We start from the raw sequence: 13,442 nt of genomic DNA, 5'->3' as shown, positions 1-13,442 counted from the left end.
ATCACGACCTGCGCAACCCCGCCGACTTCCTGGTCATCGACAAGGTCGCCAAATCCATCTTCCGGGTGCCCGGCATCGGCCGCGTTCAGGCCATCACCCGGCCGTTGGGCACCCCGATCGAACACACCTCGATCCCTTTCCAGATCAGCATGCAGGGCACCACCCAGCAGATGAACCAGAAGTACATGTCCGACCGGATGGCCGACATGCTGGTGCAGGCCGACGAGATGCAGAACACCATCGACACGATGGAGAAGATGCAGGCGATCACCACCGAGATGGCCGCCACTACGCATTCGATGGTCGGGAGGATGAAGGACATGACCATCGATGTGGCCGAATTGCGGGACCACATCGCCGATTTCGACGACTTCTTCCGTCCGCTGCGCAACTTCGTCTACTGGGAACCGCACTGCTACGACATTCCTGTCTGCTGGTCGATCAGATCGATCTTCGACGGCATGGACGGCATCGACACCATGACCGACGACATCCAGGCGATCATCCCGGACATGGAACGCCTCGACACCCTGATGCCGCAGATGGTGGCGTTGATGCCCGAGATGATCGCGACCATGAAGTCGATGAAAAACATGATGCTCACCATGTATTCGACCCAAAACGGGATGCAGGAGCAGATGAAGGCCATGCAGGACAACGCGACGGCGATGGGCCAGGCGTTCGACGCGGCCAAGAACGACGACTCGTTCTACCTGCCGCCGGAAGCCTTCGACAACCCCGACTTCAAACGCGGCATGACGATGTTCCTCTCCCCCGACGGCCACGCGGTGCGCTTCATCATCTCCCACGAGGGCGACCCGATGAGCCCCGAAGGCATCGCCCACATCGACGCCATCAAAACCGCCGCCAAGGAAGCCATCAAAGGCACTCCGCTGGAAGGGTCCAAGATCTACCTGGCCGGCACCGCCGCCACCTTCAAAGACATGGCCGACGGCGCCCGCTACGACCTCATCATCGCCGGGATCGCCTCGCTGGCGCTGATCTTCATCATCATGCTCATCCTCACCCGCGCCATCGTGGCCGCCGCCGTGATCGTGGGCACCGTGGTGCTCTCGCTGGGCGCCTCGTTCGGGCTCTCGGTGCTGATCTGGCAGCACATCCTGGGCATGGAGTTGCACTGGATGGTGCTACCGATGTCGGTGATCATCCTGCTGGCCGTCGGCGCCGACTACAACCTGCTGCTGGTGTCACGGTTCAAGGAGGAGATCCACGCCGGCCTGAACACCGGCATCATCCGCGCCATGGGCGGCACCGGATCGGTGGTGACCTCAGCGGGGCTGGTGTTCGCGTTCACCATGATGTCGATGGCCGTCAGCGACCTCGTCGTCATCGGGCAGGTCGGCACCACCATCGGGCTGGGCCTGCTGTTCGACACCCTGGTGATCCGGTCGTTCATGACACCGTCGATCGCCGCCCTGCTCGGCCGCTGGTTCTGGTGGCCGCAGAACGTGCGCAGCCGACCCGCCCGACCATCGATCCAGCGCCACCCGCAGGAGGCCCTGAATGTCGGCTGACTCATGACGCTCCGCCGATTCGCCAGAACCGCCGCCGGCGCCGGGTTCACCGCCGCCGCTGTGGTATTCGCCTCCCCCGCGCATGCCGATGTCGACACCGATTTCGCGAACCGGCTGCACACCTTCGGCATCTACGGGCAGAAAGACTACAACGCCTGGATCGCGAAGATCGCATGCAAACGCCTCGACCGGGGGGCGGACGCCGACGCCGTCGCCTCGGCGCGGTTCGTCGCCGCCAATCTCCCCAAGGACAGCACTGAGATCCAGGCCTGGCAGTTCCTGGCCACCGCGGTCAGCACATACTGTCCCGACAAGTTCGTGGCGGTGCAGAACGCTGCGGTGCAACAGGACAGGGGTTGACCATGCACATCTGGAAATCCTTGATGCGCAACGGTATTGCGGCTCTGGCCGCTGCGGGTGTGGTGATGCTGTGTCCCGGGGTGGCGGCCGCTGATGCCACCGATGACTATCCGATTCCCAACCGGATGCTCAAGACGACGTGTACCGCCGAGCAGATCATGGCCGCCGCGCGTGATGTCCGGCCGGTTTACTACGAGCAGATGGCGTTCCGGTGGCCCAACTGGGCCAAGCTGTTCTTCAACAACAAGGGTGTGGCCGCGCGCACCACCGACGTGTGTGCCCAGTACCCGCCCGACGACATGTCCGTCTGGACCTGGTGAGAAGCCGCTTCCACCTCACACGTCGCGCGACAGCAGGTCCTCCCAGGTGTCGCGGCGCACGACCAGCCGGGCCTGACCGCCCGAGGCGAACACCACCGGGATGCGCCTGGCACCGTTGTACTGGTTGGACATCGTGTAGCAGTACGCGCCGGTGACCGGAACCGCAAGCAGATCCCCGACCACCGGATCCTGCAGTGCCACACCGTCGATCAGTTGGTCACCGGATTCGCAGTGCCGCCCGACCACGGTCACCGTCTGCCCGCCGCCGACGCGGTCGGCGATGGTTGCCTCGAATCGTTGTCCGTACAGCGACACTTCGAGGTTGTCACCCATGCCCCCGTCGACGGCAACGTGGGTGAACTTTCCGCGTTTGATCGTCGTCACGGTGTAGACGGTGCACGCGGTCGTGGCGGTCATACTCCTGCCGGGTTCGAGGATGATCCTGGCGCCGGCGGGTAGCAGCCGCCGCGCCTCCGTGAGCATCGCTGCGGCGTACTCCTCGAGGGCCGGGGGCGTGTCGTCGTAGGTGTAGCGCGCCCCGAGGCCACCGCCGAGGTCATAGGTGTCGAAGGTGCCCAGCGCCGCGATCGGGGCGACAGCCGCGGCGAGGTCCTCGACGTTGAGCAGCTGTGAGCCGACGTGGGTGTGCACGCCGTCGCAGCGCAGCACGTCGCTGCCTTCGATCCGTGCGATGGCCTCCCGCGCGGCGTCGGGCATCAGCCCGAACTTCGATCCTTCGTGCCCGGTCGCCACCGCCGCATACGTCGTCGCCTGCACGCCTGGGATGACCCGCACCAGACAGGCCTGGGTGTTCCCCCGCGGGACGATCCGCTCCAGCCGGTCGATGTCGTCGAAGTTGTCGACGACGACCAGCCCGAGACCGCTGCGCACCGCCAGTTCGAGGTCTTCGTCGGTCTTGGCGTTGCCGTGCAACAGCATCCGGGCGGGGTCGGCGCCCGCCGCCAGCGCCGTCACGATCTCACCACCGCCGGCGACGTCGAGGAACAACCCCTCCTCGACCATCACCTTCTGTATTGCGGTGCACGGGAACGCCTTCGATGCGAACGCCAACTCGGAGCGCGGCCAGCCCGAGCGGAAGGCGGCCAGGTAAGCGCGGGCCCGGTCGCGCAACGCATCCTCGTTGACAACCATCACCGGGGTGCCGAACTCACGGGCGAGGTCGTCGAGCCGACATCCCCCGACGACGAGGGTGCCGTCCTCGTCGGTGCGGGTGCCGGGCGGGAAGAGGTCGAGTACGCCGCCGCCTACAGTTGCCATCCGCCGCCTCCGTTCTTGCCGGATCAGAACGCCGCTTCGGGCAGCACCATGATCTCGCCGTCCTGGGCCGCGATGATCGTACGCACGGCGGTCAGCGCGGGGAGGATGTTTGTGGCGAAGAATGTGGCGGCGGCGATCTTGCCCTGGTAGAAGGGTGCGCCGGCACTCGACGGCGCATCGGCCAGCGCGGCATGCGCGACGTCGGCCGCCACCAGCAGCCGCCACCCGACCAGCAGGTCGCCCACGGCGAGCAGGAACCGCACCGAGGCCAGCCCGACCTTGTAGATCTCGGCGGGGTGATCGGCTGCGGTGACCAGCCACTGCGTCAGCGCCGCCGCCATCGCCTGCACATCGCCGAGCGCGGTGGCCAGCAGTTGGCGCTCCGCCTTGAGCCGGCCGGAGTCATGGTCGGTGAAGCGCTCGACCTGGCGGGCCACATGCGCCAGCGCCACCCCCTTGTCCCGGATGATCTTGCGGAAGAAGAAGTCCAGCGCCTGGATCGCGGTGGTGCCCTCGTACAGGGAGTCGATCTTGGCGTCGCGGATGTACTGCTCGATCGGATAGTCCTGCAGGAAGCCCGATCCGCCGAGGGTCTGCAGCGACTCGGTGAGCACCTCGTAGGCACGCTCGGACCCCGCACCCTTGACCACCGGAAGCAGCAGGTCGGCCACCCGGTGCGCCAGGTCGGCGTCGGCACCCGAAACCAGTTGGGCGACTTCACTGTCCTGATGAGCAGCCGCGTACAGGTACAGCGCGCGCAGGCCCTCCGCGTAGGCCTTCTGGGTCATCAGGCTCCTGCGCACGTCGGGGTGGTGCATGATCGTCACCCGCGGTGCGTCCTTGTGCGCGATTTGCGTCAGGTCGGCACCCTGTACCCGCTGCTTGGCGTAGGACAGCGCGTTCAGATAGCCCGTCGACAGGGTGCCCGCGGCCTTGACGCCGATCGTCATCCTGGCGTGCTCGATCACGGTGAACATCTGGGCGATGCCGTTGTGCACACCACCGACCAGGTAGCCGACCGCGGGGGTGCCGTGCAGGCCGAAGCTCAGCTCGCAGGTCGGCGAGGCTCTCAACCCCATCTTGTGTTCCAGTCCTGTGGTGAAAACCCCGTTACGCGTGCGCAGTTCGAGGGTGTCGGCGTCGAACAGGTACTTGGGCACGTAGAACAGGCTCAGCCCCTTGGTACCCGGCCCCGCCCCGGCGGGCCGGGCGAGCACGAGGTGGAAGATGTTCTCGGCGGTGTCGCCGACGTCGCCGCTGGAGATGAACCGCTTGACCCCCTCCAGGTGCCAGGTGCCGTCGGGCTGCTCGATCGCCTTGGTGCGGCCCGCCCCGACGTCGGATCCGGCGTCCGGCTCGGTGAGCACCATGGTCGCCGACCACCCGCGCTCGATGCCCATCGCCGCCCAGCGGCGCTGCCGGTCGTCGCCTTCGACGTAGAGGGCGCGCGCCATGGCGGGGCCAAGGCTGTAGAAGAACGCGGCAGACGGGTTGGCGCACATCATGAGTTCGGCGATCGCCCACGTCAGCGGCGCGGGGGCGGCGACACCGCCGATCTGCTCGGGCAGCCCGACCCGCCACCACTCGGCCTCCTTGGCCGCCTGCACCGATTTGGCCAGCGCCGCGGGCACGGACACGGTGTGGGTCTCGGGGTCGAACGTGGGCGGGTTGCGGTCGGCGTCGACGAACGAATCGGCCACCGGCCCTTCCGCCAGATGGGCCACCTCGTCGAGCATGGTGCGCACCGTGTCCGGGTCGAGGTCGCTGTAGATACCGGAGCCGAGCACGGCATCCAGGCCGAGCACCTCGAACAGATTGAAAGTCAGATCGCGCACATTGGTCCGGTAATGGCTCACTCAATCACCCCTTCGCCCAACGGTTTGGACGCAGTGTGGGCGCCGATTCGCAGCCTACGCAAGCGTAATGTCGCGAACCTACGGTGACGCAACCGTAGGAAGCCTGATCCGAACGCATGCGTTGGACGGCAAGGATATTCAGGCGGACGCCCGTAGTCCACCGCATCGCGGCCGGCCCGGTGCAACGCCGATGCGCCCGGCAATCCCGGGGAATCGGCGGGTGTTCGGGTTACCGTGTGGCAGGACCGCAAGCCGAAAGACCACAACGACATGCGAGTTGACGGACGGGACATCGCCGTTTCGGGCAGCTTGCTGCAACCACTCACCCGGCGCACCAACGACATCGTGCGGCTGGCGCTGGCCACGGTGCTGCTGGCGACCGTGGTCACCAGCTCGCTGATCACCCGCAACGAGTGGGTGGCGCTGGAGAAGTCGATATCGGAGATCGTCGGGGTCCTCACCCCGACCCAGTCCAACCTGGTGTACCTGGCGTATGGCCTGGCCATCCTGGCGTTGCCGTTCATGATCCTCATCGGGCTGATCGCGGCGCGGCAGTGGAAGCTGCTCGGCGCATACGGGGCGGCCGGGCTGATCGCCATCCTTGCGCTGTCGATCACCGGGAACGGCATCGCGGCCCCACGCTGGCATTTCGACCTGTCCGACCGCCTTGACACGGTGCTGTCACAGTTCCTCGACGACCCGCGCTGGATCGCGATGCTCGCGGCGGTGCTGACGGTGTCGGGCCCGTGGCTGCCCGCCCGCTGGCGCCGGTGGTGGTGGACGCTGCTGTTGGCGTTCGTGCCGATCCACCTCGTGGTCAGCGCCGTGGTGCCGGCGCGCTCGCTGCTCGGGCTGGCGGTCGGCTGGTTCGTAGGGGCGCTGGTGGTGCTGGTGGTCGGCACCCCCGCCCTTGAGGTTCCCCTCGACGGCGCGGTGCGCTCACTGGCCCGGCGCGGATTCCTGGTGGATGCCCTCACCGTGGTGCGCCCCGCCGGGCCGGGACCGCTGGTGCTCTCGGCCACCTCCGGTGCGCCGGGTTCGCTGGCGGTCGTCGAGTTGTACGGCCCGAATCAGCGCAGCGGGGGTGCGTTACGCCAGCTGTGGGTGAAGTTGCGGCTGCGCGCAAGCGAAACCGCACCGTTGCAGGCGTCGATGCGCCGCGCCGTCGAACACCGCGCGCTGATGGCCATCGCGATCGGCGATCTGGGGGTGGCCAACACCACCACGCTGGCCGTCGCCGCGCTGGACCGTGGGTGGACGCTGTATGCCCACACCCCGCCGCGGGGCGACCCGATCGAAGACAGCGCCGACAGCGCCCCGCCGACGCTGGTGTGGGCGTCGTTGCGCGTGCTGCACGACCACCAGATCTCCCACGGCGACCTGCGCGGCAAGGAGATCACCATCGATGAGGGTCGGGCTCTCTTCGGCGGTTTCGGGGGTGCGGAGTATGGCGCCACCGACACCCAGCTGCAGGCCGACATCGCCCAGCTGCTCGTCACCACGACGGCGCTTTACGGGGCGCAGCGGGCGGTAGCGGCGGCCATCGAAGCCTTCGACAAGGACGTCGTGCTCACCGCGTCCCGAAGGCTCACCAAAGCGGCGATGCCGTCCCGGATTCGCGACGCGGTGACCGACGCGCCCACCCTGATGAAAACCGCCCGCGACGAGGTCAAACATCAGACCGGCGCCGATCAGATCCAGGCGGAGACCATCACACGGTTCACCCGCAACCAAGTCATCCAGCTCGTGCTGCTGGTGGCCCTTGTGTACGTGGCGTATCCGTTCATCAGCACCGTCCCCGCGTTCTTCTCCGAACTGCGCACCGCCAACTGGTGGTGGGCGCTGCTTGGGCTGGCCGTCTCGGCGCTGACCTACGTGGGGGCCGCGGCGGCGCTCTGGGCCTGCGCCGACGAGTCGGTGAGCTTTCGGAACCTGACCATCATGCAGGTGGCGAACACGTTCGCGGCGACCACCACTCCCGCCGGCGTCGGCGGCCTCGCGTTGAGCACCAGGTTCCTGCAGAAGGCCGGGATGGGTGCGCTGCGGGCCACCGCGGCGGTGGCGCTGCAGCAGTCGGTGCAGGTGATCGTGCACGTCGGGCTGCTGATCTTCTTCAGTGCCGCGGCGGGCGCCACCGCGGACCTGTCACACTTCGTGCCGAAGGCCACGGTGCTATATCTGATCGCCGGCGTCGCCCTCGGCATCGTCGGCGCGTTCCTCTTCGTCCCGAAGCTGCGCACCTGGCTCGGCACCGCGGTGCGGCCAAAACTCAAGGAGGTCTCGCATGACCTCGTCGACCTTGCCCGCGAGCCCAAACGCCTGGCGCTGATCGTACTCGGTTGCGGCGGGACGACTCTCGGTGCGGCGCTGGCGCTGTGGGCGAGCATCGAGGCGTTCGGCGGGGACACGTCGTTCGTCACGGTCACGATCGTCACCATGGTCGGCGGCACCTTGGCCTCGGCGGCGCCCACCCCCGGCGGGGTCGGGGCGGTGGAAGCCGCGCTGATCGGCGGCCTGGCCGCCTTCGGCGTGCCGACGGCCATTGCGGTGCCCTCGGTGCTGCTCTACCGCATCCTGACCTGCTGGCTGCCGGTGTTCGTCGGGTGGCCGATCATGCGCTGGCTCACCGAGAAGGACATGATCTAGCCCGATCTAGCCCCTCGGCGCGCTCCGCCATTTCCGCCGACATCTGCGTGACGGCTGTGCCCGGTGCGACCTTTCACGACCACAGCGCAGAAATCGGCGGCGACCGGCACTCAAGACGACGCCTCAGGACCGACGCCTCGGGTCGAGCGCTACGCGAGGCCCTGCAGCCACATCTCGAGCACAGCGAGCTGCCACAGCGCGTTGGCGCCCAGGGTGGTGCGGGTGTCGTTGGGCGCGGCCAGCATCGCCGTGACAGCTTGCCTGCGATACAGGCCGCGCGACCTGGCGGCGTCGTTGGTCAGCGCGTCGTGGACGAGGTCGAGCATCTCGCCGTGCAGGTGGCGGATGCCGGGCACCGGGAAGTACCCCTTGGTGCGGTCGATCACCGCGGCAGGCAACAACTTCCGGGACGCCTCCTTGAGCACACCCTTGCCGCCGCAGGCGAGTTTGAGCTCCGGCGGGCAGGTCGCGGCCAATTCGACGAACTCGTGGTCGAGGAATGGGACGCGCGCTTCCAGTCCCCAGGCCATCGTCATCGAATCGACCCGCTTGACCGGGTCGTCCACCAGCATCACGGTGGTGTCCAGCCGCAGGGCCGCATCGACGGCGGTGTCGGCGCCCGCGGCGGCCTGATGCTGCGCGGCGAACAGCCCGCTGGCGTCGGCGTCCACCCAGAAGTCCGGGGCCAGCAGGGCGATCACGTCGGCGTGCCCGCGATCGAAGAACACCTTGGCGTAGGCGTCTGTGGTGTTCTCCCGCGCCACGTTGGCCAACGGCGGGTACCAGTCGTAGCCGGCCAGGATCTCGTCGGCGCCCTGGCCGGACTGGACCACCTTCACCGATTTGCTGACCTCCTCCGACAGCAGGTAGAAGGCCACGCAGTCATGGCTGACCATCGGTTCGTTCATGGCCGCAAGGGTTTTCGGCACCGCGGGCACCAGTCGCGACGAGTCGATGTGGATGCGATGGTGATCGGTGCCGAACGTCCGCGCGATCAGGTCGGAGTACACGTACTCGTCGCCGGATTCACCGCCCGCCGCGTCGAAGCCGATCGAGAACGTCTGCAGCCCGTGCTGCCCCTGTTCGGCCAGCAGCGCCACCACGACCGACGAATCGATGCCGCCGGAGAGTAGCACCCCGACGGGCACGTCGGCGACCATGCGCCGTTCGACGGCGGTGCGCAGCGAATCCATCAGCGCCCCTTGCCAGTCCACGTCGGTCCAGGCGGCCCGGTCGGGATCGCGGCGGAACTGCGGGACCCAGTAACAGGTGTCGGTGACCCGCCCCTCGGGCGTGATGACCCGCACGGTGGCGGGCGGCAGCTTGCGCACCCCGCGCAGGATCGTCAGCGGCGCCGGAACCACGGAGTGGAAGCTCATGTAGTGGTGCAGCGCAACAGGATCGATGTCGGTATCGACGTCGCCCGCGTCGACGAGCGCGCGCACCGTGGAGGCGAACCTGAGCCTTCCGGGCGTCTCGGCCAGGTAGAGCGGCTTGATGCCGAGGCGGTCCCGTGCCAGGGTGAGCTCACCGGTCTCGCGGTCGACGATCGCGAACGCGAACATGCCCTTGAACCGTTCCACGCAGCGCGGGCCCCAGCGATGGAACGCCTTGATGACGACCTCGCTGTCGGCGGTCGAAAAGAACTGGTATCCCAGCGATTCCAGCTCGCCGCGTAGGTGGCGGTGGTTGTAGATGCAGCCGTTGAAAACCAGTGTCAGACCCAGGTCGCTGTCCACCATGGGCTGGTGGCCACGGTTGGACAGGTCGATGATCGACAGCCGGCGGTGCCCGAGGGCCACCGATCCGTGCGCCACGACGCCGTCGGCGTCGGGTCCGCGGCGCGCCATGGCCGCGGTCATCCTGGCCACCGCGGTGACGTCGGCTGGGTCGCCGTCGAAGCGGATCTCACCGCACAGTCCGCACATGATCAGCGCTTCCCTTCGTCGATGACCGATCCGAATATCCAGGTGTCCTTGCTCATTCCGCCCGACGACGAGTTCACGATCCGCGATCCGCGCGCCGCCACCCGGGTCAACGCGGCCGGCAGGACATGCGCGGTCACGGCATACGCTGAATCGCCCGCATCCCGCGCGCGCAGGTGTACGAAGGCACGCAGGTCGACGTGGTGGGGGTACATGCCGTCGCCGTCGAAGGTCGGGTGAGTGGACAGCGCGACCGTCGGCTGGGCGATGAACCGTTCCGGCTGGCTGATTAGTTCGCGCCTGCGGTTAGCCAGCTGCTCGTCGGTGGCCTCGGGCCCGATCACCACGCCCATGCCGCCGAACCCGTCGATCGGCTTGACCACCAGCTCGTCGAGGTGCCCCAGCACGAAGTCGCGTTCGGCGCGGTCGGCGCAGCGCCACGTCGGCACCTGCTCCAAAAGGGGTGTCTCCCCGAGGTAGTACTCGATCATTGCCGGCACATAGGCGTAGATCGCCTTGTCGTCGCCGATGCCGTTGCCCAGCGCGTTGGCGATCGTCAGCGTGCCGTCGGCGACCGCGCCCAGCAGGCCCGGCCCGAGCGGGTGACCGTCGCGCCCCGACGAGGACAACAGCATGTCCTCGTCAATCCGCGCATAGACGACGTCGAGGCCTGATGTCCGGGAGCCGATGTGGCGCACCAGCTTTCCGTCCTGGACCGAGAGATCGCCGGTGCGCAACAATTCCACACCCATCTCCTCGGCGAGGAACGTGTGCTCGAACCAGGCGGAGTCCTCGGGGCCCGCCGATAACAGCGCGATCTGCGGTTCGTCGGCACACCGCCGCGGGGCGGCCGCACGCAGCGTCGCCATCAGCGCGCCGGGCACCTCGTCGAGCGCGGCGACCTCGGCCGGCCTGGTCAGCTCGGGCATGTGCTTGTCAAGCAGCCGACGGTTGACGACCGCGTAGGCCAGGCCGGAGGGGATGCGCAGGTTGTCCTCAAGCACCAGCCAGTGTCCCTGCGCGTCGCATACCAGGTCGGTGCCGCTGATGTGGGCGCGCACGGCGTCGGTGTGCGCGCGCCCGCTGGTCCGGAAGTGCGGCGCCCGGTCGAGTGCGCTGACGTCGATGACGCCGTCGGCGACGATGCTCTGCGCGCCGTAGATGTCCCGCAGGAACGCGTTGAGCGCCTTGGCCCGCTGACCGAGTCCCTCGGTCAGGCGCTGCCACTCGCCCGCGTCAACCAGCCTCGGCACCAGGTCCAACGGGAAGAGCTGCGCACGGCTCTGGCCGGTCACCCGGAAAGTGACGTTCTCGACGCGCTGCTCCTGCTCGATCTCGCCCTCCCGCGAACGCAGCGCGGACACCCCCAGTCCGGTGACGGAGTCGAGCAGGGTGCGGTAGCTCCGGCGCAGCCGGCCCTCGGCGTCGACGGCCTCGTCGTAGCCGTTGGCGACGCGGGCGTCGCCGCGATAGCCCCACAGCAGATCGGGATCGCCGCCATCCGTCACGGTGTCGTCGGGCCAGCGACCGGCGGTCTCGGCGATCAGCTGATCGACGACGTCGGTGAGCCGGCCCCGGCGGCGCAACGCGCGGCGCTGCCGCGCCGCGGACGATCCCGACGCCAGCACCTGCCGGGTCAGTGCGCACAGCTCGTCCCAGTCGCCGGTGTCCTCCAACTGAGGCCGCAGCGAACGCACGAGATCTCCGACCACCTGCGCGGCGGGGCGGCCAGCCGGCACCGCCACGTCGACGAGCTCGCCCTCCAGCCCGGAACGGGCGGCCCGCCACGTCGCCGCCCGCGCCAGCGTGGGCAGTATCGCAGGCGCGGGGTCACCCGCCCGGATGGCGGCGATCTCGCGGTCTACCAGGGCACGGAACAACCCGGCGATGAGCACGATGGTGTCCACCGACGGACAGCTGTCGCAGATCCGCAGCTCGAGCGTCGGCGCGGCGTTGGCGGGGCGGACGTCGAAGTAGACCATCCCGGCGTCGGTGATCACCCCGCTGTCGACGAGGGCGGCCACCAGCTCGTCGTATTCGGCTGCGGTGGTCGCCGGTGGCGCCGATCCGGTGGTCGGCCAGCGCTGCCAGACGAGGGTGCGCGCGCTGGCGTAGCCGGTGTCGGACCCGTCAGACCAGAACGGGGATGACGCCGACAGCGCCAACAGCACCGACAGGTAGGGCGCGACGCGAGTGGCCGCGAGGACCGCGTCATCGCGGCTGTCGACACCCACGTGCACCTGCGTGCCGCAGATGAGTTGTTCGCGGGCCAGCAGCTGGTAGTCGGCCAGCATCCGCCGGTAGCGCGGGGTTGCGGTGATCTGCAGCTCGGCGGGCACCGACAGCGGCACCGCGCCCGCGGCGACGACCCCGATGCCGAGCCGGGCGGCCGCCTCGACGAGCACGCGCCGCTGACACTGCAGGTCGCGCCGCAGATCGCCCAGGGTGCTCACCACCGAGCTGTTCATCTCGACGACGCAGCGCTGCAGTTCGGCGACGTAGCTGTCGGAGGTCTCCGACAGCGGGCCGAGCACTTCCGGCGCGCGGGCGGTAAGGCGCCGGGTCGTGAGATCGACGAGATGAAACTCTTCTTCGACGCCGACGGTTCTGGACATGCGCGCCTCACGTTCTGCCCGCATCCGACGGACGCTTCAGTGTTGCCACTACGGCTGGGCCGTAAACGTTGCCACCGCCGCGCCGCCGTAAACCCGGTGCGGGCGTTCGCTATCCGTCGCCGTCGCCGGCGGCCGCGCCCGCGCAGACCGGCTGCTGGGCGGGACCGGGGGCGTCGGGTGCGCGTCGTGCCCTGCGGGAGAACAGGACCATGCCGGCCAGGCCCAACACCCAGAACGGATACTGCGCCAGCCAGGCGAGCCGGAACGCGTCGAGCGTAAACCCGCCGAACCGGTCCAGGATCAGACCGATCGACAGCAGCACGATCATGGTCGCGGAGAACCCACCGACGTTGACGAGGCTCGCCATCGTCGCCAGCGCCGAACAGGCCAGCAGCCACACCCGCAGGCCCGGATGCCGGGCCGCGACGACGCCCATCACCGGGGCGACCACCGCCGAGCAGACCACCAGCACGGTCAGCATCTGGCTGGCCACCGCGGGCGCCACCCCTTGCGCACCGACCAGGTACGGATAGCCCCACAGCAGGCAGAACACCATCACCGAGAACTGGGCCGCGGTGTGGCCGCAGTAGCCCAGCTTCGTGCCCGGTCGCCGCCAGCCCACGCGGACCTGGGCCAGCATCTCGCGCAGCGACGTAGCGGAGCCCCCCGCCGTCGGCACGGCGGGCCTGCGGTGGCGCAGGGAGAGCCAGAACAGCAGCGCCGCCAGGACGCTCAGCGTCGCGGCGGAGGTGAACGCCGCCGCCCAGCCCCGGGTGTGCAGCACCCATAGAAATGGGATCGTCGAGAGGATCTGGCCCAACCGGCCCACGATGACCGTGAGCTGGGTGATGAGCGGGACGAGCCGGCCAGGAAACCAGCGCGGGATCAGCGCGAGCACCGCCATCAG

Annotated in this window: 9 protein-coding genes; 4 read left to right on the top strand and 5 right to left on the bottom strand. The window is 68.5% G+C overall.

The window, feature by feature from the left end; translation table 11 throughout:
• From ADBZ6K_RS25740 to ADBZ6K_RS25730, 3 genes are all read left to right on the top strand, one after another.
• Window positions 1-1,535, top strand: a 1,535-nt coding sequence (locus ADBZ6K_RS25740) for an MMPL family transporter (RefSeq protein ID WP_526352061.1), incomplete at its 5' end; no start/stop codon positions are given.
• Between the two features lie 3 nt (window positions 1,536-1,538).
• Window positions 1,539-1,895 carry a DUF732 domain-containing protein gene (locus tag ADBZ6K_RS25735; protein WP_526352059.1) on the top strand — a complete coding sequence of 119 codons (357 nt, stop codon included), beginning with the start codon at window positions 1,539-1,541 and terminating at the stop codon, window positions 1,893-1,895.
• A 2-nt stretch (window positions 1,896-1,897) separates the two neighbouring features.
• Window positions 1,898-2,215 (top strand): DUF5078 domain-containing protein, encoded by a 318-nt coding sequence (locus tag ADBZ6K_RS25730; RefSeq protein WP_526352065.1) that lies wholly within the window; start codon window positions 1,898-1,900, stop codon window positions 2,213-2,215.
• Window positions 2,216-2,230: 15 nt separating this feature from the next.
• On the opposite strand, the gene lysA is transcribed toward ADBZ6K_RS25730, so the two are convergent.
• Both lysA and ADBZ6K_RS25720 read right to left on the bottom strand, forming a co-directional pair.
• A complete protein-coding gene (gene lysA / locus ADBZ6K_RS25725; RefSeq protein WP_526352057.1) occupies window positions 2,231-3,493 on the bottom strand; it encodes a diaminopimelate decarboxylase in 1,263 nt (420 codons plus the stop codon).
• Between the two features lie 23 nt (window positions 3,494-3,516).
• A complete protein-coding gene (locus ADBZ6K_RS25720) occupies window positions 3,517-5,349 on the bottom strand; it encodes an acyl-CoA dehydrogenase C-terminal domain-containing protein (protein ID WP_526352055.1) in 1,833 nt (610 codons plus the stop codon).
• Between the two features lie 270 nt (window positions 5,350-5,619).
• On the opposite strand from ADBZ6K_RS25720, the gene ADBZ6K_RS25715 reads away from it, so the two are divergent.
• Entirely contained in the window at window positions 5,620-7,995 is a 2,376-nt protein-coding gene (locus ADBZ6K_RS25715) for a lysylphosphatidylglycerol synthase transmembrane domain-containing protein (RefSeq protein WP_526352053.1), read from the top strand.
• Window positions 7,996-8,144: 149 nt separating this feature from the next.
• Here ADBZ6K_RS25715 and ADBZ6K_RS25710 read toward each other — a convergent pair whose 3' ends face one another.
• The 3 genes from ADBZ6K_RS25710 to ADBZ6K_RS25700 all read right to left on the bottom strand — a co-directional run bounded on the left by ADBZ6K_RS25710 (window position 8,145) and on the right by ADBZ6K_RS25700 (window position 13,439).
• The gene (locus ADBZ6K_RS25710) at window positions 8,145-9,923 is read right to left on the bottom strand and encodes an N-acetylglutaminylglutamine amidotransferase (protein ID WP_526352051.1); all 1,779 of its coding nucleotides are present in this window, start codon (window positions 9,921-9,923) and stop codon (window positions 8,145-8,147) included.
• Between the two features lie 2 nt (window positions 9,924-9,925).
• Entirely contained in the window at window positions 9,926-12,535 is a 2,610-nt protein-coding gene (locus ADBZ6K_RS25705) for a glutamate--cysteine ligase (protein WP_526352049.1), read from the bottom strand.
• Between the two features lie 109 nt (window positions 12,536-12,644).
• Complete coding sequence (locus ADBZ6K_RS25700) at window positions 12,645-13,439, bottom strand: MFS transporter (RefSeq protein WP_526352047.1); 795 nt, start codon at window positions 13,437-13,439, stop codon at window positions 12,645-12,647.
• Between the last annotated feature and the right edge of the window lie 3 nt (window positions 13,440-13,442).

The organism is Mycobacterium sp. (assembly GCF_044223235.1).
In the GTDB taxonomy this organism is placed as follows: Bacteria; Actinomycetota; Actinomycetes; order Mycobacteriales; family Mycobacteriaceae; genus Mycobacterium.
The sequence above is the reverse complement of the archived record's forward strand: the minus strand, read 5'-3'. Positions and strand labels throughout refer to the sequence as shown.